The sequence below is a fragment of the Streptomyces mashuensis genome, assembly GCF_014654785.1.
GTDB lineage: Bacteria > Actinomycetota > Actinomycetes > Streptomycetales > Streptomycetaceae > Streptomyces > Streptomyces mashuensis.
In genome coordinates, this window is record NZ_BNBD01000005.1 from 153,025 (window position 1) to 173,812 (window position 20,788).

At 75.3% G+C, this 20,788-nt stretch carries 21 protein-coding genes; 9 read left to right on the forward strand and 12 right to left on the reverse strand.

The annotated features are described in order from the left end of the window. The first annotated feature begins 15 nt into the window (after positions 1–15). On the forward strand, positions 16–1,638 hold the full coding sequence (groL, locus tag IE305_RS14890) for a chaperonin GroEL (protein ID WP_190130035.1): 1,623 nt from the start codon (positions 16–18) through the stop codon (positions 1,636–1,638). 105 nt (positions 1,639–1,743) lie between these two features. On the opposite strand, the gene IE305_RS14895 is transcribed toward groL, so the two are convergent. The 3 genes from IE305_RS14895 to IE305_RS14905 form a co-directional block, all read right to left on the reverse strand. Then, positions 1,744–3,165 (reverse strand): PTS transporter subunit EIIC, encoded by a 1,422-nt coding sequence (locus IE305_RS14895; RefSeq protein WP_190130036.1) that lies wholly within the window; start codon positions 3,163–3,165, stop codon positions 1,744–1,746. An 85-nt stretch (positions 3,166–3,250) separates the two neighbouring features. After that, on the reverse strand, positions 3,251–4,195 hold the full coding sequence (gene murQ / locus IE305_RS14900) for an N-acetylmuramic acid 6-phosphate etherase (RefSeq protein ID WP_190130037.1): 945 nt from the start codon (positions 4,193–4,195) through the stop codon (positions 3,251–3,253). A 28-nt stretch (positions 4,196–4,223) separates the two neighbouring features. After that, entirely contained in the window at positions 4,224–5,189 is a 966-nt protein-coding gene (locus IE305_RS14905) for a MurR/RpiR family transcriptional regulator (protein ID WP_190130038.1), read from the reverse strand. Between the two features lie 63 nt (positions 5,190–5,252). Between IE305_RS14905 and IE305_RS14910 the strand changes: the two genes are divergently transcribed. Beyond that, entirely contained in the window at positions 5,253–5,615 is a 363-nt protein-coding gene (locus IE305_RS14910; RefSeq protein WP_190130039.1) for a DUF8819 family protein, read from the forward strand. Positions 5,616–5,629: 14 nt separating this feature from the next. Next, positions 5,630–5,902: a DUF4031 domain-containing protein gene (locus IE305_RS14915; RefSeq protein ID WP_190130040.1), complete on the forward strand. Its 273-nt coding sequence runs from the start codon at positions 5,630–5,632 to the stop codon at positions 5,900–5,902. Here the strand turns inward: IE305_RS14915 and IE305_RS14920 are convergent. Further along, positions 5,892–7,127 (reverse strand): Cmx/CmrA family chloramphenicol efflux MFS transporter, encoded by a 1,236-nt coding sequence (locus IE305_RS14920; RefSeq protein WP_190130327.1) that lies wholly within the window; start codon positions 7,125–7,127, stop codon positions 5,892–5,894. The two genes, IE305_RS14915 and IE305_RS14920, sit on opposite strands and share 11 nt — an antisense overlap. A 104-nt stretch (positions 7,128–7,231) precedes the next feature. After that, positions 7,232–7,924 carry an HD domain-containing protein gene (locus tag IE305_RS14925; protein ID WP_373311629.1) on the reverse strand — a complete coding sequence of 231 codons (693 nt, stop codon included), beginning with the start codon at positions 7,922–7,924 and terminating at the stop codon, positions 7,232–7,234. Between the two features lie 96 nt (positions 7,925–8,020). Here IE305_RS14925 and IE305_RS14930 point away from each other — a divergent pair, with 96 nt between their 5' ends. Further along, positions 8,021–8,719: a copper homeostasis protein CutC gene (locus IE305_RS14930; RefSeq protein WP_190130042.1), complete on the forward strand. Its 699-nt coding sequence runs from the start codon at positions 8,021–8,023 to the stop codon at positions 8,717–8,719. A 94-nt stretch (positions 8,720–8,813) separates the two neighbouring features. On the opposite strand, the gene IE305_RS14935 is transcribed toward IE305_RS14930, so the two are convergent. Beyond that, a complete protein-coding gene (locus tag IE305_RS14935; protein ID WP_229890986.1) occupies positions 8,814–10,868 on the reverse strand; it encodes a HelD family protein in 2,055 nt (684 codons plus the stop codon). A 294-nt stretch (positions 10,869–11,162) separates the two neighbouring features. On the opposite strand from IE305_RS14935, the gene IE305_RS14940 reads away from it, so the two are divergent. Both IE305_RS14940 and IE305_RS14945 read left to right on the forward strand, forming a co-directional pair. Next, positions 11,163–11,309: a hypothetical protein gene (locus IE305_RS14940; RefSeq protein WP_190130043.1), complete on the forward strand. Its 147-nt coding sequence runs from the start codon at positions 11,163–11,165 to the stop codon at positions 11,307–11,309. A 94-nt stretch (positions 11,310–11,403) separates the two neighbouring features. Beyond that, positions 11,404–11,790, forward strand: a complete 387-nt coding sequence (locus tag IE305_RS14945) for a hypothetical protein (RefSeq protein WP_190130044.1) — start codon at positions 11,404–11,406, stop codon at positions 11,788–11,790. 12 nt (positions 11,791–11,802) lie between these two features. On the opposite strand, the gene IE305_RS14950 is transcribed toward IE305_RS14945, so the two are convergent. From IE305_RS14950 to IE305_RS14960, 3 genes are all read right to left on the reverse strand, one after another. Beyond that, on the reverse strand, positions 11,803–12,084 hold the full coding sequence (locus tag IE305_RS14950) for a type II toxin-antitoxin system RelE family toxin (RefSeq protein ID WP_190130045.1): 282 nt from the start codon (positions 12,082–12,084) through the stop codon (positions 11,803–11,805). Between the two features lie 114 nt (positions 12,085–12,198). Then, positions 12,199–13,854, reverse strand: a complete 1,656-nt coding sequence (locus IE305_RS14955; RefSeq protein WP_190130046.1) for a DNA repair helicase XPB — start codon at positions 13,852–13,854, stop codon at positions 12,199–12,201. A 100-nt stretch (positions 13,855–13,954) separates the two neighbouring features. Then, entirely contained in the window at positions 13,955–16,438 is a 2,484-nt protein-coding gene (locus IE305_RS14960; RefSeq protein WP_190130047.1) for a helicase-associated domain-containing protein, read from the reverse strand. A 160-nt stretch (positions 16,439–16,598) separates the two neighbouring features. On the opposite strand from IE305_RS14960, the gene IE305_RS14965 reads away from it, so the two are divergent. After that, positions 16,599–17,561: a hypothetical protein gene (locus IE305_RS14965; RefSeq protein WP_190130048.1), complete on the forward strand. Its 963-nt coding sequence runs from the start codon at positions 16,599–16,601 to the stop codon at positions 17,559–17,561. Between the two features lie 62 nt (positions 17,562–17,623). After that, positions 17,624–18,256 carry an HAD family hydrolase gene (locus IE305_RS14970; protein WP_373311630.1) on the forward strand — a complete coding sequence of 211 codons (633 nt, stop codon included), beginning with the start codon at positions 17,624–17,626 and terminating at the stop codon, positions 18,254–18,256. Here IE305_RS14970 and IE305_RS14975 read toward each other — a convergent pair. After that, complete coding sequence (locus IE305_RS14975) at positions 18,253–18,504, reverse strand: hypothetical protein (RefSeq protein WP_190130050.1); 252 nt, start codon at positions 18,502–18,504, stop codon at positions 18,253–18,255. The two genes, IE305_RS14970 and IE305_RS14975, sit on opposite strands and share 4 nt — an antisense overlap. A 195-nt stretch (positions 18,505–18,699) precedes the next feature. Between IE305_RS14975 and IE305_RS33680 the strand changes: the two genes are divergently transcribed. Then, the gene (locus IE305_RS33680; protein ID WP_190130051.1) at positions 18,700–19,083 is read left to right on the forward strand and encodes a cold-shock protein; all 384 of its coding nucleotides are present in this window, start codon (positions 18,700–18,702) and stop codon (positions 19,081–19,083) included. 36 nt (positions 19,084–19,119) lie between these two features. Here the strand turns inward: IE305_RS33680 and IE305_RS14985 are convergent, their stop codons facing one another. Further along, positions 19,120–19,971 carry a 1,4-dihydroxy-6-naphtoate synthase gene (locus tag IE305_RS14985; protein ID WP_190130052.1) on the reverse strand — a complete coding sequence of 284 codons (852 nt, stop codon included), beginning with the start codon at positions 19,969–19,971 and terminating at the stop codon, positions 19,120–19,122. Next, a complete protein-coding gene (locus tag IE305_RS14990; RefSeq protein ID WP_190130053.1) occupies positions 19,968–20,774 on the reverse strand; it encodes a futalosine hydrolase in 807 nt (268 codons plus the stop codon). Before IE305_RS14990 ends, IE305_RS14985 begins: the two co-directional genes overlap by 4 nt. Positions 20,775–20,788: the final 14 nt, after the last annotated feature.

Here is a 20,788-nt window from a genome sequence, read left to right on the forward strand (position 1 = left end):
GGAGGACCACTTCACATGGCCAAGATCATCGCGTTCGACGAGGAGGCACGGCGCGGTCTCGAGCGCGGGATGAACCAGCTCGCCGACGCCGTCAAGGTCACCCTCGGCCCCAAGGGCCGCAACGTCGTCCTCGAGAAGAAGTGGGGCGCGCCGACGATCACCAACGATGGTGTGTCCATCGCCAAGGAGATCGAGCTCGAGGACCCGTACGAGAAGATCGGTGCCGAGCTGGTCAAGGAGGTCGCGAAGAAGACGGACGACGTCGCCGGTGACGGCACGACGACCGCGACCGTCCTCGCCCAGGCGCTGGTCCGCGAGGGTCTGCGCAACGTGGCCGCCGGTGCCAACCCGATGGCGCTGAAGCGCGGTATCGAGAAGGCCGTGGAGGCCGTCTCCGCCGCCCTGCTCGAGCAGGCCAAGGACGTGGAGACCAAGGAGCAGATCGCCTCCACCGCCTCCATCTCCGCCGCCGACACCCAGATCGGCGAGCTGATCGCCGAGGCCATGGACAAGGTCGGCAAGGAAGGCGTCATCACGGTCGAGGAGTCCAACACCTTCGGCCTGGAGCTCGAGCTCACCGAGGGCATGCGCTTCGACAAGGGCTACATCTCGGCGTACTTCGCGACCGACATGGAGCGCATGGAGGCCGTCCTCGAGGACCCGTACATCCTCATCGTCAACTCCAAGGTCTCCGCGGTGAAGGACCTCCTCCCGCTGCTGGAGAAGGTCATGCAGTCGGGCAAGCCGCTGCTGATCATCGCCGAGGACGTCGAGGGCGAGGCCCTGTCCACGCTGGTCGTCAACAAGATCCGCGGCACCTTCAAGTCCGTCGCCGTCAAGGCCCCGGGCTTCGGCGACCGCCGCAAGGCCATGCTGGGCGACATCGCCATCCTCACCGGCGGCACGGTCATCTCCGAGGAGGTCGGCCTCAAGCTGGAGAACGCCGGTCTCGACCTGCTCGGCCGCGCCCGCAAGGTCGTCATCACCAAGGACGAGACGACCATCGTCGACGGTGCCGGTGACAGCGACCAGGTCCAGGGCCGCGTCAACCAGATCCGCGCCGAGATCGAGAACAGCGACTCCGACTACGACCGCGAGAAGCTGCAGGAGCGCCTGGCGAAGCTGGCCGGCGGCGTGGCCGTCATCAAGGCCGGTGCCGCCACCGAGGTGGAGCTCAAGGAGCGCAAGCACCGCATCGAGGACGCGGTGCGCAACGCCAAGGCCGCCGTCGAGGAGGGCATCGTCGCCGGTGGTGGCGTGGCCCTGCTCCAGGCTTCCTCGGTCTTCGAGAAGCTGGACCTCGAGGGCGACGAGGCCACCGGTGCCGCCGCCGTCAAGGCCGCCCTGGAGGCCCCGCTCAAGCAGATCGCCGTCAACGGTGGTCTCGAGGGCGGCGTCGTCGTGGAGAAGGTGCGCAACCTGGCCGTCGGCCACGGTCTGAACGCCGCCACGGGCGAGTACGTCGACATGATCGCCGAGGGCATCATCGACCCGGCGAAGGTCACCCGCTCCGCCCTGCAGAACGCCGCGTCCATCGCCGCGCTGTTCCTCACCACCGAGGCCGTCATCGCCGACAAGCCGGAGAAGGCCGCCGCGGCCGCTCCGGGCGGCATGCCGGGCGGTGACATGGACTTCTGATCTGGGCCCCTCCTCGCCGAAGGCGGGCGAGGAGGGAGGATCAGTCGTTCAGCACGCTGTACGCCGAGGGCGGCACCCCGCAAGGGGTGCCGCCCTCGGGCGCGTTCAGGCCCCGGAGTGCTGTCGGCGTACGTGCCGGCTCAGCCCGAAGCAGTACGTCAGCACGAACCCCGCCCCGTACCCCGCCAGCAGCCCCGCCCCGTACACCGCCGCCGCGTGCACAGGGCCGTGGCCGTCCTTCAGCAGCGGGAAGAGGGCCCAGCCGGACGGGCCGATGGCCGTCGAGCCGACCGCCCCGCCCAACTGGCCGAGCAGCCCCACCACGCCACCGCCCACCGCGCCGCCCGCGCACGCCGTCACGAACGGCCGCCCCAGCGGCAGCGACACGCCGTAGATCAGCGGCTCGCCGATGCCCAGCAGCCCCGCGGGCAGCGCCGAACGGACCACCGCCCGGACCGACTCGTTCCGCCGCAGCCGTACGTACACCGCGAGCGCCGCGCCCACCTGGCCCGCGCCCGCCATCGCCAGGAGCGGCAGCAGCGGTGTGGCGCCCTGTTCGGCGATGAGGGTCGCGTGCAGCGGGATGAGCGCCTGGTGCAGGCCCAGCATCACCAGCGGCAGGAACAGCCCGCCCAGCACGAACCCCGCGACCGCGCCGCCGTTCGCCAGCAGCCAGGTCGCGAAGCGGCCCGTCGCGGACGACACCGCGCCCGCCGCGTACATGAGCCCGTACAGCGTCACCAGACCGGGCAGCAACACCGTGAGCAGCGGCGTGACGAGCGTGTCGAGCGCCGCCGGCACCACCGTGCGGCAGACCCGTTCGACGCCCACCGCCAGCAGGGCCGCGGCCAGCGCCCCGAGCACTCCGCCCTGACCCGGCGCGAGCCCCACGCCGAACGCGTCGACGTGGGACACGCCCGGGTGCACCACGACGGCCGCCACGGCCGCCCCCAGGACGGGCGTACCGCCGAACTCCCGCGCCGTGCCGTACCCCACGAACACCGCGAGCAGCGCCATGAAGCCCGACGCGATCGCCGTCAGCGCCGGCACCAGGCCGGGGGCGCGGTGCAGCGTGGTGAGCAGCCCGGCCAGGCCCGCGACCAGACCGCAGCCGGTGAGCGCGGGGATCAGCGGGACGAAGACCTGGGCGATCCGGCGCAGGAGGAGCTTGCCGGGGGTGGCGTTGCGGGCCCGCCGGCCGGCCCGCAGGGCGGCGCCGCGCGCGGCCAGGGCGTCGCCGGTGAGGGGCGGGGCCGTGGCGACCGTCAGGCGCTCCAGGTGCCGGGCCACGCCGGTGACCCGGCCCGGGCCCAGGACCACCTGGACGGACTCGGGGTCGTCCACCACGCCCAGTACGCCGGGCAGCGCGCGCAGCGCCTCGTCGCGCACCCGGGCGCGGTCGTGCACCTCCACGCGCAGGCGGGTCATGCAGGCGGCGACGGAGCGGACGTTGCCGGGGCCGCCGAGGAGGGGGAGGACGGCGGCGGCGGTCTCCTCGTCACCGGCGGGGGTGGTGCCTTGTTCCATGAGGTTCCATGAGGGGCGGGGCTTTCACTGGTCCGGGGGCCCGGGTCCGGGCGGCGTGGCGCGGTGCGGCCTGGTGCGGCGTGGTTCAGGGCCCGGCGGCGCGCAGGGCCGCGCGCAGGTGGCCGTCCGAGGCGTCGAGGAGCTTGGCGGCGGTGGGGCCGTCGACGTCGCCGAGCAGCACGAGGATCGCGTTCTTCACCTCGCCGCCGGTGGCCGCGAGCGCCGCCTCGATGTCGGCGTCGGGCGCTCCCGTGGCGAGGGCGACGATCCGCTGCGAGCGGGCGCGCAGCTTGTCGTTGGTGGCGCGGACGTCGACCATCAGGTTCCCGTAGGTCTTGCCGAGCCGGATCATGGTGATGGTCGAGACCATGTTGAGCACGAGCTTCTGCGCCGTGCCGGCCTTCAGCCGGGTGGAGCCGGCGATCAGCTCGGGGCCCACGACCACCTCGACGGGGTGCTCGGCCGCCTCCGCCAGCTCCGAGCCGGCGTTGCAGGCCAGGCCGACGGTCAGCGCCCCGGCGGCGCGGGCGTGCCGGACGGCGCCGACGGCGTAGGGGGTGCGGCCGGACGCGGAGACGCCGACGACGGTGTCGAGGGCGCCGACGGCGAGCGCGTCGAGGTCGGCGGCGGCGAGGGCGGCGTCGTCCTCGGCGCCCTCGACGGCCGTCACCAGGGCCTGCGGGCCGCCCGCTATCAGCCCCACGACCTGCTCGGGGCCGGTGTTGAAGGTGGGCGGGCACTCGCTGGCGTCCAGCACGCCCAGCCGGCCGGCGGTGCCGGCGCCCGCGTAGATCAGCCGGCCGCCGGCGGCCATGCGCTCGGCGGTGGCGTCGATGGCGGCGGCGATCTGCGGGAGCCGGGCGGCGACGGCGCCGGCCACGCCGGCGTCCTCGGCGTTCATGATCTCGGCGATGGCGCGGGTGGGCAGCCGGTCGATGTCCGCCAGGTCGGGGCGGTACGCCTCGGTGGTGAGGGCCGCCAGCCGGGCGCGGAGCGCGGGGAGGGAAGCCCCGGATGCGTCGGAGGTCATGGTGGCGGCTCTCCTCTCTCGGTGTCTCTCAGCGCCGGTCGCGCCGGTCCGGCGGGTCGTGCCGGTGCGCCAGCGCCTCGTACGAGGCGGACAGGGCGGGCGCCGCCGTCTCGTACGTGCGCTGGGCGACGCCGATGAACAGGCAGTCCACCACGAGGAGCTGGCTGGTGCGGCTCGACATGGCCGCGGGGCGCAGCTCGCTCTCCCGTGCGGAGGACGTGGTGAGGACGTGATCGGCGTACTGGGTGATCTCGCGGTCGGGGCGGCCGGTGATGGCCACGGTGGTCGCGCCGCGTTCGAAGGCGGTGCGCAGCGGTTCGATGACGTCGGTGGTGCGGCCGGAGTGGGTGATGGCGACGGCCACGTCGCCGGCGCGCAGCTGCACGGCGTTGGTGACGGCGAGGTGGGGGTCGGCGGGGGCGTGCGCGATGAGGCCGATGCGGAGCAGCTTCTGGACGAGGTCCTGGCCGACGAGGTGGGAGGCGCCGACGCCGTACACGTCGGTGCGGCGGGCGGCGGCCACGGCGGCGACGGCGGCCTCCAGGGCCGCGGTGTCGAGGGCGGCGGCGGTGTCGGCGAGGCACTGGGCCTCGTCCTGGGCGAGCTTGGCGACGACGGTGGGCAGGGGGTCGTCGACGGTGATGTCCGCGGTGACGGCGGGTGCGCGGCCGGCGGCCTGTGCGGCGGCGAGCGCGGCGAGGGCGAGCCGCAGGTCGCGGTAGCCGGGGTAGCCGAGGGCGCGGGCGGTGCGCACGACGGTGGCCTCGCTGGTGCCGGTGCGCTCGGCGAGGCCGGTGACGGTGAGCGCGGCGGCGCCGGCGGGGTCGCTCGCGAGCGTCTCGGCGACGCGCTGCATGGAGCGCGTCATGGTGGGGGCGAGCGTGCGCACTTTGGCGGCGAGCGCCGCGGGCGGCGTCGGCGCGGCAGGAGGCGTCGGCGGGGTGGGAGGCGTCGGCGGGGTGCCGGCGAAGGTTTCCTTCACGTGGCCGCTCACGCTGCGAAAGCTATTTCCGGGCCGCCGCGCCGTCAACCCCGCGGGACGCGGACAATGGAGCACATGGAGCTCGAACAAGCACTGCACGCGGCGCGTGCGCTGGTCCTGGCGGACCTGGTGGCGGGTGACGCGGCGGACCCGGACGTGGTGTCGCTCGTCGAGGACGCGGTGGCACACCGGCGGTGGTGGGTCGAGCAGTGGCCGGAGGGCGCGGCGTTCCTGGCCGGGCTGGTGGCGCAGGACGTCCAGGACGCGCTGCTGGAGCGGCACGGCCGCTGGCCGCTGTGCCCGGTGTGCACGGACGCCGGGGACCCGCACGCCCTGTCGGTCGAGCCGGAGCTGGGCCCCGACCCGCACTGGACCTGCGGCAAGCAGGCCGTGGTGGTGGCCGCGGTGGGTTCGCTGGCGACGGCGCTGCGGCGCTGAGCGGCCGCACGGCGATGGCGCTGTACATCGATCCGCCGGTCTGGCCGGGCCACGGGCGGCTGTGGTCGCACCTGGTCAGCGACGAGTCGTTCGACGAGCTGCACGCGTTCGCGGCGCGGCTGGGGATGTCCGCGCGCGCCTTCGACGGCGATCACTACGACGTGCCGGAGGAGCGGTACGCGGACGCGGTGCTGCTGGGGGCGCAGGAGACCGGCAGCAAGGAGCTGGTGCGCCGGCTCCGGGCGGCGGGGCTGCGCCGCCCGGAGCGGAGGCACGTCAGCCGGTGACGGTCGGCTGCGCGGCTTGCTCGTCCCGCTGTTCGTGAGCGGGCGCGGCGGCGGACCGGGCCACGACGCGGGAGGTGCCGCCGTGCAGCCGGGAGGCGACGGCGGTGGTGGCGAGGGCGAGCGCGGCGAGGCCGGCGCCGGTCCAGGCGACGGCGGAGTAGCCGAGGCCGGCGCTGATGACGAGCCCGCCGAGCCAGGGGCCGAGGGTGTTGCCGGTGTTGAAGGCGGCCGTGGTGGTGGCCCCGGCGAGCGTCGGCGCGGCGCCGGCCACGTTGAACATGCGGGCGTTGAGGGCGGGCGCGGTGGTGAACGCGGCGACGCCCAGCAGCACCGCCAGGCCGATGGCGGCGGCCGCGATGTGGGCGGTGAGCGCGAGGACGGCCATGACGAGGGTGGAGGCGCCGATGCCGCCGTACATGGTGCCGAAGAGGTGCGCGTCGGCGATGCGCCCGCCGACGGCGGTGCCGATGAGCGCGCCGACGCCGAAGAGGGCGAGCACGCTGGGCACCCAGCTCTCCTTCAGGCCGGCGGTCTCGGTGAGGAGCGGGGCCAGGTAGGAGAAGAGGCAGAAGACGGCGGCGGCGTTCAGCGCGGTGGCGATGACGGCGAGCCAGACCTGGCGGTCGCGGTAGATGGCCAGTTCGCGGCGGAGACGGGGGGTGTCGGCGCCGGTTCCGGGCTTGGTCGCGGGGACGAGTGCGACGACGCCGACGAGGCCCACCGCGGACAGGGCGGCCACGGCCCAGAAGGCCGACCGCCACCCGGCGTGCTGGCCGAGCAGCGCGCCGGCGGGGACGCCGGCGATGTTGGCGATCGACAGGCCGCCGATCATCACGGCCATGGCCCGCGCCCGCGCGTCCTCGGGCACGAGCGAGACGGCTACGGCGGCGCCCACGGCCCAGAACCCGGCGCATGCCAGCGCGCTCACCACCCGGGACGCGAACAGCACCCCGTACGAGGGCGCGAGCGCCCCCGCCACCTGACCGAGGCCGAAGACGGCGAGCAGCGCGATCAGGGTCGTGCGGCGCGGCAGCCGCAGCGTGGCGGCGGCGAGCACGGGCGCGCCGACGACCATGCCGATGGCGAAGGCGGACACCAGCAGTCCGGCCTGCGGGATGGAGACGCCCAGGTCGCGGGCGAGGGGCTGGAGCAGCCCGGACAGCATGAACTCGGACGTCCCGAGGGCGAAGACCGACAGGCCCAGGACGTAGACGGCGACGGGCATGGAGGGGCGGGAGCGGCTGGTAGGGGGCATACCGAGTGCCAGCAAGATCGCCCCCGGAGGTATTCCCCCCGGAGGCGCCGTCCCACAATCCGGTCGGCCGGGGCTCAGCCGGCCGCGGTGGTGAGCAGCTCCAGCTCGGTGGTGAGGTTGCGGCGGGCGAGGAGTTCCCAGCGGTCGTGGCCGAGCGGGGTGCGGAACAGCCGGGGCAGGCCGAGGAGTTGGCGCAGCACGGCGGCGCGGCCCTCGCGGAAGGCGTCGTCGGGCACGAAGCCGTACTCCGCGCGGACGGCGGCCGCGTAGGCGGCGTACGCCTCGGGCGTGCCGCCCAGCACGGCGAGGTCGGCGTCGCACAGCGTCTCGCCGTCGCGGTCGCCGGGCTGCGGGTCGTGGTCGGTGGTGAGCCGGACGAGGCGGGCGACGTCGGCGGTGCGGGCCGCGTCGATGCCGAGCTCGGGCAGGGCGCGCTCGGCGAGGTGGGCGCTGCGTTCCTCGTTCTCGGAGCGGTCGGGGCGGTACACGGCGTCGTGGAACCAGGCGGCGAGGCGGACGGTGTCGATGTCGTCGGCGTGCGGGGCGAGCGTGTCGAGGTGGTCCAGGACGGCGGTGAGGTGGGCGACCGTGTGGTAGCGCCGCTGCGGTTCGGACCAGCGGGCGAGCAGGTCGTCGGCGTAGCGGTCGGGGTCGGGTCCGGGCGTGCTGCGGACCCGCTCGACGGTCTCGCGCCAGCGGGCGCGGAGGGCGCCGTGCGGAAGGGCGGCGGCGGACGGGGACTGCGGCGTCGGGACCATGGGCCCCATTGTGGGGGACCGGGGGCGGGCGGGTTGCGGGCCGGTTCCGGGCCGGTTCCGCGGATGGGTTTCTGCGGCGGTCGCCGATGTGGCACGCTGTTCTACATGTCTAGACCAATCCTCGAGGTGATCGCGCTCGGCCCCCAGGACGCGGAGGCCGCACAGGCCGGAGGTGCGGACCGGCTCGAGCTGGTCAGCGACATGGCCGCGGACGGGCTGACGCCGGCGCTGGAGACCTTCACGGCGGTCCGGGCCGCCGTCGACATCCCCGTACGCGTGATGCTGCGCGCGGCCGACGGCTTCTCCGCGGGCGGCGCGGACGACCTGGACGCGCTGTGCGCCCGCGCGGCGGAGCTGCGGGAGGCCGGCGCGGACGAGTTCGTGCTCGGCTTCCTGACGGAGGACGGGCGCGCCGACGTACGGGCCGTCGACGCGGTGGTGACGGCGCTCGGCCCGGGCGCGCGCTGGACGTTCCACCGCGCCCTGGACCGCGCGGCGGACCGCGCCGCGGTGCGGCGGGAGCTGGCGGGGCTCGCGGGCCTGGACACGTTCCTGACGGCGGGCTCGGCGTCGGGCGTCGACGACGGTTTGGCGACGCTGGTCGCCGAGGCCGGCGCGGAGACCGGCGCCGCCGCCGAACCCCGCGTCATGGCGGGCGGCGGCCTCCACCTCAAGCACGTCCCGGTCCTCAAGTCGGCCGGCGTCACGGCCTTCCACATCGGCGGCGCGGCCCGCCCGGCCGGCTGGGACTCGCCGGTGGCCGCGGAAGCGGTACGGGTGTGGCGGGCGGCCGTGGACGCGTGAGCGGGGGGCCGGGGCGGGCCGGAGCCCGGGGCCGGGGCGCGGGGCCAGGGCCGGGGCGCGGGCCATCCGGCCGTGGCCAGGGGCGGGGCGCGGGCTATGCGGTCGTGGCCAGCCGCTCCGGCAGCGCCCGGGCGTGCACCACCGCCAGCCCCGAGACGGCACGCGTCAGCGCCACGTACAGCCGCCGCAAGCCCGTGCGGACATCCGGCTCCGCCGCGACCACCGCCGCCGGCTCGTCCAGCACCACGTAGTCGTACTCCAGACCCTTGGCCAGCGACGCCGGCACCAGCGTGAGGCGGGCCTCCGCGCTCGTCTCCTCACCCGGCGCCAGGTACGCCAGGCCCGCCGCCGTCAGGGCCTCGGCCAGCACCGGAACGCGGTCGTCCGCCGCGATGAGGCCGGTCGAGCCCTCGCGGCCGAGCGCCCGCCGGCACGCCTCCACCACCGCGCCGTCCAGCTCGTCCCCGGCGACCTGCCGCACCGTGAAGTCGCCCGGCGACTCCCGCACCGACGACGCCGGCGTCAGCTCCGGCGCGATGTCCGGCAGCAGCCGCGACGCGTACGCGATGACCTCGCGCGGCACGCGGAAGCCCTGCGTCAGCTCCTCGACGGCCGCCTCCGGCTTGCCCAGATGGCGCAGCGCCTCCTCCCAGCTGCCCGTCGCCCACGGCGTGGTGCCCTGGGCGAGGTCGCCCAGCACCGTGGCCGAACCGGTGGCGCACCGGCGGCCCACCGCGCGGTACTGCATGGGGGAGAGGTCCTGCGCCTCGTCCAGCACCACGTGCCCCAGGGACGGGGTACGCGTGACCAGGTCGGCCGCCTCGTCGACCAGCACGGCGTCGGCTGCCGACCACTTCGCCGACTTCACCGAGCGCGGCGGCTTCGCCCACAGGATCGTGCGCTGCTCGTCCTCGTCGAGCAGCCCGTCCGCGTGCTCCGCGAGGAACTCCGCGTCGGACAGCAGGCGCAGGACCAGCTTCGCCGGGTCGACGGCCGGCCAGACCGCCTTCACGGCGGCCTTCACGGCCGCATTGCGGGCGACGGCGTCCTGCACGCGGTCGTCGGGCGCCTCACCGGCCTGCTCCATACGGACGAGGACGGCGTGCGCGATGCGCTGCGGCAGGGCGTCGCGGGCGGCGCCGTACCGCATGTCGCGGGCCAGCAGCTCGCGGACGATCTCCTCCAGCTCGTACGCGGGCACGCGCCAGCGGCGGGAGCCGCGGACGACGACGACCGGTTCGGTGGGCATCGTGACGCCCGAACGCACGGCCCGGCGCAGCACCTCGGCCATGCGGGCATCGCCCTTGAGGCGCGCCGCCTCCGGCGTGTCGGTGCCGCGCACCTCGACGTGCGCGACGAGGTCGTCGACGGTGGCCTGCGCGACGTTCAGCTCGCCGAGGGCGGGCAGGACCTGCTCGATGTAGCGGAGGAACGAGCGGTTGGGGCCGATGACGAGGGTGCCGGTGCGGGCCAGCCGCTCACGGTGCGCGTACAGCAGGTACGCGACGCGGTGCAGGCCGACGGCGGTCTTGCCGGTGCCGGGGGCGCCCTGCACGCACAGCGAGGCGCCGATGCCGGCGCGCACGATCTCGTCCTGCTCGGGCTGGATGGTGGCGACGATGTCGCGCATGGGGCCGACGCGGGGCCGCTCGATCTCCGCCTGGAGCAGGGCGCTGGCGCGCTCCTGGCCGGCGGTGTCGGTGAGGTCCTCGTCCTCGTAGGCGGTCAGTTCGCCGCCGGTGTAGCCGAAACGGCGGCGCGTGAGGACGCCGAGCGGCTCCTTCTTCGAGGCGCGGTAGAAGGGCTGCGAGACGGGGGCGCGCCAGTCGATGACCATGGGGTCGCCGTCGGCGTCGTGGACGTGCCGCCGCCCGATGTAGAAGCGCTCGCCACCGGCGCCCTCGGCCAGGTCCGCGCCGGGCGCGTACGCGTAGTCCAGCCGGCCGAAGAACAGCGGCGTGCCGGCCATGTCGGCGAGCGCGGCGATGCGCTCCTCGATCTGCCGTTGCAGGACCTGCGCGTTGACCCAGTTGGCGGCGACGTCCTTGATGTCGAGCGCTTCGGCGTCGGCGCGCATGGCCCGCAGCGCGGCGCGCGAGGCGGCCAGGTGGGCGCGTTCGCGCTGCAGGGGGTCGGGGGTGGCGGACACGGTGCGGCCTCCAGACGTACGTGAACGTGGGAGCCGCCGGTTTCCGTCCGGACGGCGGCCGCTCCGCGGGCGCGGCCGGTGGCACGCGGCGGAGGGCGGGAAGGCGCGATTCTAATGAGCACCGCTGCCGACGACGAACGATTTTTCCGCGCGCCCGTCGCGCCCCGGGGAGGCTCTCAGGGTTGGCATCCACCTCCCGTAGGGGAGGAATGCGCCTGGAGTCGTACGCGGTGACCTGCGCAATTGGGCCGCCAGAGCGATGTGCGACGGCGCGGGGCGCCCGACCATGGACACATGACCACCGCCACCGTTTCCCCCGAGCAGCACGCCGCCACGGAATCCCCCTTCGCCCACGCCCTCCGCGCGATCAAGGTCTTCGCCGGGGCGGTCGTGAGCGTGGCCCTCCTGGGCCAGTACACGGACGGGATACCGGAGCAGTGAGCGGGAGCACCGAGTAACTGAGTAGCTGCGCCCAGACGGGGACGAGTACGCCGGCCGGTGCGGCCGGGACGCTGCCCGCTGTGGGATGGGGGGCATGACGACGAACGCCGCCGCCGACATGGCCGAGACCGCGGGCACCGAGCCCGAGCACGACCCCGCCGCCGGGTCCCACGGCTGGGGCGTCCGCCTCCTCACCGCCCTCGTGGTCCTGCCGCTGCTGTTCATCGGCCTGATGGGCTACGGCCTCTCGCCCATGGCCCTGGACAGCTGCGGCCCGGACGACTGCGAGGCGCTGAAGCGGTCTCTCGGCCAGGCGCAGGCCGTGGGCCTCGGCGCGGGGCTGGCCGCCGTGGTGCTGCTGGTCGTCACCTGGGCGCTGCCGTCGAAGCGGAAGCACCGGGACGCGCGGGCCGTCGTCGCTCTGCTCGCGGTGGCAGCCGCGATCCTGTGCCCGGCCGCCTTCAACAACCCCGTGGGCTGAGCCGCCCCGGACTCACCCCTCCGGCAACAGCACATCCGCGTCGTCGAAGATGCGCAGCACCACCAGCAGCAGCCGGCCCCGCGAGACCATGTACTCGGCCACGATCTGGGACGTCAGCCGGATCTCGCGGTCGTGTTCGCCCAGGCCGATGGGGCGGGAGAGCTCGGTGTACGGGTCGCGGGCGAGGAGTTCGACCGCCTTGTCGAAGGACGCCCGGCGCACCGGGTCGAGGCGGTCGCGGTCGCGGGCCGCCGGTTCGGTGTACAGCACCTCGTAGATCTCGTGGTGAGGCACGCCGCTCTCCTGACCGTGCTGCTGCCCGGCGCGCGCGTGCTCGCGCGCCCTGGCGTGAATGCGTCCGTCGATTCACCCGTCAGGGTACCCAGTGCGCCCCGGGCGTACCGGACTTCACCCGGTCTCGTCGCCCGCCATCAGCTCGTCGGCGTCGACGATGCGGTACGCGTAGCCCTGCTCGGCGAGGAAGCGCTGCCGGTGGGCGGCGAAGTCCTGGTCGATGGTGTCGCGGGCCACGACCGAGTAGAAGCGCGCCTCGTGGCCGTCCGCCTTGGGGCGCAGGACGCGGCCCAGCCGCTGGGCCTCCTCCTGGCGGGAGCCGAACGTGCCCGACACCTGGATGGCGACCGTCGCTTCCGGCAGGTCGATGGAGAAGTTCGCCACCTTCGACACGACCAGCACGGACAGGTCGCCGGCCCGGAAGGCGTCGAAGAGCTTCTCCCGCTGCGCGTTGCTGGTCTCGCCCTTGATGACGGGCGCGCCCAGGTGCTCGCCCAGCTCGTCCAGCTGGTCGATGTACTGGCCGATGACCAGCGTCTGCTCGCCCTGGTGGCGGCGGACCAGTGCCTCGGTGACGCGGCGCTTGCTGTCGGTGGTCGAGCAGAAACGGTACTTCTCCTCGGCCTCGGCGGTGGCGTAGGCCAGGCGTTCCGAGTCGGTGAGGTTGACGCGGACCTCGACGCAGTCGGCGGGCGCGATGTAGCCCTGCGCCTCGATCTCCTTCCACGGCGCGTCGAACCGCTTGGGCCCGATGAGCGAGAAGACGTCCGACTCGCGGCCGTCCTCGCGCACGAGCGTGGCGGTCAGGCCGAGCCGCCGCCGGGCCTGGAGGTCGGCGGTGAACTTGAAGACGGGCGCCGGCAGCAGGTGCACCTCGTCGTAGACGACGAGGCCCCAGTCGCGGGAGTCGAAGAGCTCCAGGTGGGGGTAGATGCCCTTCCGCTTCGTGGTGAGCACCTGGTACGTGGCGATGGTGACGGGGCGGATCTCCTTCCGCGTCCCGCTGTACTCGCCGATCTCGTCCTCGGTGAGCGTGGTGCGGCGCACCAGCTCGTGCTTCCACTGGCGGGCCGAGACGGTGTTGGTGACCAGGATCAGCGTGGTCGCCTTGGCCTTGGCCATGGCCCCGGCGCCCACCAGCGTCTTGCCGGCGCCGCACGGCAGCACGACCACGCCGGACCCGCCGTGCCAGAAGCCCTCCACGGCCTGCCGCTGGTAGGGCCGCAGCGCCCAGCCGTCCTCGGCGAGCTCGATGGGGTGCGACTCGCCGTCCACGTACCCGGCCAGGTCCTCGGCGGGCCAGCCCAGCTTGAGCAGCGTCTGCTTGATCTGGCCGCGCTCGGAGGGGTGCACCGCCACGGTGTCGTCGTCGAGCCGCGCCCCGACCAGCGGCTTGATCCGCTTGGAGCGGAGGATCTCCTCCAGCACCGGCCGGTCGGTGCTCTCCAGCACCAGCCCGTGCGTGGGGTGCTTGAGCAGCCGCAGCCGCCCGTAGCGCGCCATGGTCTCGGCGACGTCGACGAGCAGGGCGTGCGGCACGGGGTACCGGGAGTACGTGACGAGGGCGTCGACGACCTGCTCGGCGTCGTGCCCGGCGGCCCGCGCGTTCCACAGCCCCAGCGGTGTCACCCGGTAGGTGTGGATGTGCTCGGGCGCCCGCTCCAGCTCGGCGAAGGGCGCGATGGCACGACGGCAGGCGTCGGCCTGCTCGTGGTCCACTTCCAGGAGCAGGGTCTTGTCGCTCTGGACGATGAGGGGTCCGCCGTTCACCTGTTCGGTCCTCCGCAGTGTGCCGGGGTCAAACCACCAGTGTCGCGCATCGCGGGCCCTGGGCGTGGGGCGTGTGTCACACGTCCGTCGTACGACCTGGTCAGACCACGTCGTCCGCCAGTTCCGCGACCCCCGTGACGCGGTGCAGGGGGTAGGTGCGGACCTCGTCGGCGGTGTGGTCGTAGGCCGTGACGAAGCCGCCCTCGACGCGGATCGGGGCGATGACGCGCTGGCTGGCGGCGCCCTCGGCGTTGACGTAGCCGATCCAGACGGCCGTGCCGGTGAGGACGGCGGCCTGGAGGGTGGCCAGGGTCTCGGCGTTGGTGGTGCGGGGGAGGGCGCCCGGGGTGCGGTCGTCGGGGGTGTGGGCGGGGGGTTTGCGTTCGGCGGTGGCGGCCAGGTCGCCGGCGCGGACGGCGCGGACGGCGGCGGTCAGGAGGGGCGCGTCGGGGGCGGGCGGGCCCTCGGGGACCGGCGCGGGTGCCGTGCGGGGCGGGGTGCGGCGGGCCTCGGCGCGGGTGATGAGGACGTCGCCCTCGGGGGACTCGGCGGCGGGGGCGTAGCCCATGGCGCGCAGGCCCTGGAGCAGCGCGTCGGGGGCGGCCTGCGCCGCCAGGACCGTGCCGGCGAGGCGGCGCAGCCGCAGCGGGGCCGAGCGGCGGTCGGCGAGGATCTCGCCGAGGATCGCCTCGTCGTCGCAGCGGACGTACGAGGAGGCGGCGCCGACGCGGAGGTGGCCGTGGCGGCGGGCCACGTCGTCGATGAGGTACGCCAGCGGCTGCGGCACGGGCGTGGTGGAGTGCGCGGCGAGGAAGGCGTGCAGGTCGGCAGCGGTCTGTCCGGCGTCCAGGGCGCGCCGTACCGAGGCGGGCGTGAAGCGGTAGACGGTGGCGCCGCCCTTGGACTCGACGTCGGCGAGTACGCCGAGGGTCTGCGCCAGGGGGCGGCGCAGCGGGCCGGGGGCGACGGCGGTGAGGTCGGCCTGGAGCAGGACGTGGTCGAGGGGCTGCGGCAGGAGCGGGGCGAGGGTGGCGGCCGCGGCGTCCTCGGTGCCGGTGAGCAGGGCCCGGCCGTGGGCGGCGAGGGCGCCGCGGCCGGTGACGCCGAGCAGTTCGGCCTCGGCGAGCGCCCAGCGGGCGAGGCGGGCGCGCAGGTCCTCGCCGCCGCCGGTGGTGCGCGGCGGGCGCTCCCAGCGCAGCCGTGCCAGGAGCGTGTCGGCGGGCACGGCGGCTCCGGCCGGGACCTCACCCAGGAGGGTGAGGACGCGGTGGCGGACCTCGGGGGCGGGGGAGCGGTCGAGGTCGGGGCCGAGCGCGGAGAGGGTGCGGCCCTTGGCGTCCTTCTCGCCGGCCAGTCCCGGGGTGCGGGTGGTGGCGAGCCAGGCCGTGGCCAGGCGGGCCCAGCGTTGTTCGGTGGGCAGGCGCAGCCAGTCGTCGTACGCGGGGGTGGGGGCGTAGCGCTCGTCGACGTCGCCGTCGGAGGCGAGCAGTCCGGCCGCGTAGGCGAGCTCGGCCCAGAAGGCGGCGGTGGTCTCGGGGACGTCCAGGGTGGTCGCGGTGCGCTTGAGGTCGCGGACGCTGAGGCCGCCGGCGCGCAGTACCAGGGGCCCGTCGGTCTCCCAGGCGGTGAGGAGTTCCTCGACGGTGGCCAGGGCGGTGAACGCCTGGGCGGCGGCGGTGGCGTCGACGGTCTGCGGCGTGTGCGGGGTCAGGGGCGCGAGCTCGGGGGCGGCCGGCTCGGGCGTGCGGTGCGCGCGCCCGGCGCGCAGATGCAGTGCGGCCTCGCGCGGCAGGACGACGGTGCCGGGGGCGGTGGGCAGCAGCAGGCCGCGGTCGAGGAGCCAGCGCAGGTGCGGGGCGGGCGTGGCGGTGACGGTGCCGTGCGGCGGGCCCCACACCAGCCGGTCCAGGACGTCCATGGCCTCGGCCGGTGCCTGGTCGAGGAGCGCCGCCATGCGCGTACGGTCCTCGAACAGCGCCGTCAGGGCGGCGACGGCCGTCACCGGGTCGTGGGTGCCGGGCAGCCCCGCCGTGGTGATGATCTCCTGGATGCGGCCGGGCGACATGCCGGCGCCGGCCTCGGCGACGCTCGGCCCGAGCCCGGTGGGGGAGGGCCGGCCGGGGGTGGGGGCCAGCAGGTCGCGGACGGTGCGGACGAGGCGGAGCCGGTCCTCGCCGCCCCAGACGAGGGCCTGCTCGCGGAGGGTGGCGACGGCGCGCGGCAGCTCGGCGGCCACGCGCGGCCCGTCCTCGGTGCAGTCGGCGCGGTCGCCGCACATGAGGCGGGCCAGCGTGCCGTACGTGCAGGGGTCGGGGGCCACGGCCAGGGCCTCGGCGGTCTGGAGGGCGAACCGGTCCAGCCGGTCCAGTGCACGGACCACGGAGGCACGGGTCGCGGCGCGCGTGGCGAGCTGCGTGAGGTCGCCCGGTACGGGCGTGAGCAGGTCGGGGCGCGCCCGCAGCAGGGCGGCGAGGGCCTCGTCGGGGCGCCCGCGCAGTTCCTCGGCGAGCGTGCGGGGCCCGCCGCCGGCCGTGGTGCCGGTGGTGCTGCCTGTCTCCCGAGATGTCTCCCGCGACGTGGTCATTCTGCTAACGGTACCGGGTCGGCGCGGGCCGGTCCGGGGTGCGCGGCCGCGCCGGGCGCTTCCGGGCGCGCCCGGGACCGGCGCGGGGCGGAGCCGGTACCTTCGGTGGGGTTGGCGACGGTTCGACGGTTCGACGGCTCGGGCGGCCCAGGGGGCTTTGGTGGGGATCGAGAGCGATCAACTGATCTACGACTATTTGAGCAGGGTCGGGGACATCGCCCAGAGACAGTCGCTCACGTCCGGGGACCGGATGCGGCTGGTGACGCGGCTGCGGACGGAGATCGAGCGGCGGCGCGCCGCGGAGGGGGCCGACGACCCGGCGGCGGTGCGGCGCATCCTCGACGGCTTCGGTACGCCCGCGGAGGCGGTGGCCGGCGCGGACGCGGTGCTGGCCGGCGGCGGCAGCGGCAGCAGTGAGGCGGGGGGCCGGGTGCCGGCCCAGCGCCGGGCGCCCGCGGACGGCGGGGCGCTGCCGCCGCACCTGGCGCCGGAGGAGGAACTGCGCCCGCCGGGTGGCGGTGACCCTGAGTGGTGGCGCATCGAGCCGGGGCCGCTGTCGGGCGGGGACCGGGTGCACGGCTTCACCGGCGGCATCGAGGTGGCCGACATGCTGCGGCCGCCGCGTCCGGAGACGGTGGTGGCGGACGGCGCGGCGCCCCCGCCGGCCACGGGGGCCGTCCCGGCGGCCGGCGGCACGGGGACCCCGGTCGGCAAGGGGGCGCGGGAGGACAAGGACGGCAAGGAGCCCGGCGCGCCCCGCTTCAGCTTCTGGCGCTCGCGCGCCGGCGTGCCGATGAGCCCGCTGCTCCTGCTGGTGGCGGCGCTGCTGGTGGCCGGCGCGGTCATCGGCAACTGGCTGGTGCTGCTCGCCGGCTGGGGCCTCGCCTACATCACGCGCCGGCTGACCGAGCGCGAGTCGCAGTGGGCGGTGATGGGTGTGCCCGGCCTGACGGCGCTGGCCGGCATCACCTGGCTGTGGGGCCGCACGGAGGGCCGCTGGGGCGACCCCATACCGCAGGGCGGCCTGGGGGCGGCGCTGTCGGAGACGTGGCCGGTGGTGGTCCGTGCGGCGGCGGTGGCGTCGGCGGCGTTCGTGCTGTGGCGGGCCCGGCGGCCGGGGTAGGCGGGGGCCCCGCGCACGCACCCCCGTCCGGCCCGGCAGGCGCACCCGGCACAATGCGGGGCATGAGTGCGCTCTTCACGGTCGGCTTCGACCTGGACCTGACCCTGGTCGACTCGCGGCCCGGCATCAGGGCCGCCTACGAGGCACTGGCCGCCACCACCGGCACGTACATCGACGTCGACCTGGTCCTCACCCGCATCGGGCCGCCGCTCACCCAGGAGCTGCGCCACTGGTTCCCCGAGGCGCGGGTCGCCGAGGCCGCCGCGGTCTACCTGGCCGCCTACCCCGAGCACGGCATCGCCCCGTCCCCGGCCATGCCGGGCGCCCGGGAGGCCGTGGCCGCGGTGCGGGCGCTGGGCGGCCGGGCCGTCGTGGTCACCGCCAAGAACCCCCGGAACGCGCGGCTCCACCTGGACCACCTGGGCATCGAGCCCGATGCGCTGGTCGGCGACCTGTGGGCGGAGGCCAAGGCGCTCGCGCTGCGCGAGCACGGCGCGTCGGTCTACGTGGGCGACCACATCGGCGACGTGCGCGGCGCGGAGGCGGCCGGCGCGCTGTCCGTGGCGGTACCCACCGGCCCGTACGGCGCGGACGCCCTGCGCGCGGCCGGCGCGGACGTCGTGCTGGCCGGCGGGCTGCCGGACTTCCCGGCCTGGCTGCGCGGCCACCGTACGACGGCGGGGGTACCCGCCTAGGACGCGGAGGGCGAGCTGCTCGCCCGCGCCCGGCGGCGCTGCTCGGCGACCGAGCGCAGCACGCCCGCCGCGGAGATGAGGAAGCCGGCGCCCATCAGCATGCACACGAAGTACGCCACCGGGGGCAGCGGTTCCGCCCCCAGGAACAGAGGGGCGACCGTCGCCAGTGTGGCCACCGCGCCGACGAGGAAGACGACGGCACCCGTCCGTACCAGCAGATCCCCGGCCCGGGGCGTTTCGTTGCTCACCCGACCAGGGTAGATCCCTGGTCGGCGGTGCGACGGCGGTAGGGCGCCGGTATGGCGCCCGCGTGACGGGAAAGGGCCGGTGAAGCTACGGCCCGAGGACGTCTTGTCACCGGGCCCGGGACCATTAGCCTTGGGTCAGCGGGTCTTGCGACCCGCTGTTTTGGTATCCGACGAGACACGAGGACGAGGACAGACGTGCCTACCGGCAAGGTCAAGTGGTTCAACAGCGAGAAGGGCTTCGGCTTTCTCTCCCGCGACGACGGCGGAGACGTCTTCGTGCACTCCTCGGTACTCCCGGACGGGGTCGACACGCTCAAGCCCGGCCAGCGCGTGGAGTTCGGCGTCGTCGCCGGCCAGCGCGGCGACCAGGCCCTCTCGGTGACCGTTCTGGAGCCCACCCCGTCGGTCGCGGCCGCGCAGCGCCGCAAGCCCGACGAGCTGGCGTCCATCGTCCAGGACCTCACCACGCTCCTGGAGAACGTCACGCAGCAGCTGGAGCGCGGCCGCTACCCCGACAAGGCCCACGGCGCGAAGATCGCCAACATGCTGCGCGCGGTCGCCGACCAGCTGGACGTCTGACCTCCGGTCAGCTCCCCATATCGTCAGACAAAACCGTCAGACGAAAGCGAGCGCGTCCGGGCCGAGGGGCGGTACGAGCCCCTCGGCCGCCGCACGTGTCAGCAGGCCGCGCACCGCGGCGTAGCCGTCCTCGCCCAGGCCGGCGGTGAACTCGTTGACGTACAGCCCGATGTGCTGGTCCGCCACCGCCGGGTCCATCTCCTGCGCGTGCTCCAGCACGTACGCCCGGGACACCTCCGGGTCGTCCCAGGCCATCCGTACCGACGTGCGGGCGGCCTCCGCCAGGGCCCGCAGCTTCTCCGCGCCCAGCGACCGCTTCGCCACGATGGCGCCCAGCGGGATCGGCAGCCCGGTGGTGTCCTCCCAGTGCGCGCCCATGTCGGCCAGGCAGGTCAGCCCGTAGCCGGGGTAGGTGAAGCGGGCCTCGTGGATCACCAGGCCGGCGTCCACCCGGCCGTCCCGCACGGCGGGCATGATCTCGTGGAAGGGCAGCACGACCACCTTGCCCACGCCGCCCGGCACCTCGCTCGCGGCCCACAGCCGGAACAGCAGGTACGCCGTCGAGCGCTCGCTGGGCACGGCCACCGTGCGGCCCGCCAGGTCCGCCGGCGTCATGGCCCCGCGGCTGAGCACCAGGGGCCCGCAGCCGCGGCCCAGCGCGCCGCCGCAGGGCAGCAGCGCGTACTCGTCGAGGATCCACGGCAGCACCGCGTACGACACCTTGAGGACGTCGAGCTCGCCGCGCTCGGCCATGCCGTTGGTGACGTCGATGTCCGCGAACGTGACGTCGAGCTCCGGCGCGCCGGGCACGAGGCCGTGCGCCCAGGCGTGGAAGACGAACGTGTCGTTGGGGCAGGGCGAGTACGCGATGCGGACCGGCTCGCTCACCGGGTGACCTCCGTCGGTCGAGTCGATTGAGTCGGCTGAGTCGGCTGAGCCGGCTGATTCGGTTCGGGGACGAGAGCGGGACCCAGCGCCCGGAACGCCTCCGTCAGCGCCGCCAGGGCGTCCCCGATGCGCCAGGCCGCCCGGTCGCGGGGGCCCACCGCGTTGGAGACGGCCCGCAGCTCCAGCACCGGCACGCCGTGCGCGGCGGCGGCCTCGGCGACGCCGAAGCCCTCCATGGCCTCGGCCAGGGCGCGCGGGTGGCGGCCCGCCAGCTCGGCGGCGCGGGCGGCGGTGCCGGTGGCCGTGGCCACCGTCAGCACGTCGCCGGTCAGCGCCCCGGTGGCGGCGGCGACGGCCCGTACGAGGCCCTCGGGCGCCCGGTGGACCGTATGGCCGAAGCCCAGGTCGGTGACGGACAGGAAGCCGCCGTCCAGGGCCTGCGCGCCCAGGTCGGCGGCGACGAGCGCCTCCGACACGACCACGGCGCCCAGCGGCGCGCGGCCGGGGAAGCCGCCCGCTATGCCCGCGGAGACCACCAGGCCGTACGGGTCGCCGGCGAGCGCGGCGGCCGTCAGCGCGGTCGCCGTGCCGGCCCCGGCGGCCGCCGGGCCCACGCCCGCGGCCAGCACGTCGAGGACGGGCCCGGACGCTCCCCCGGGCAGCACACGGCGCACCCGGAGCCCGGCGGGCAGCACGAGCTCCCCGGCGGGCCCCTGGACCCCTGCACCACCGGCGCAGGCGGTCACGGCGTCCGCCTCGGCCGGTACGGCGGTGACGACGAGGACGCGCGGGGTGGCAGTCATGGCGGGGCGGCGGG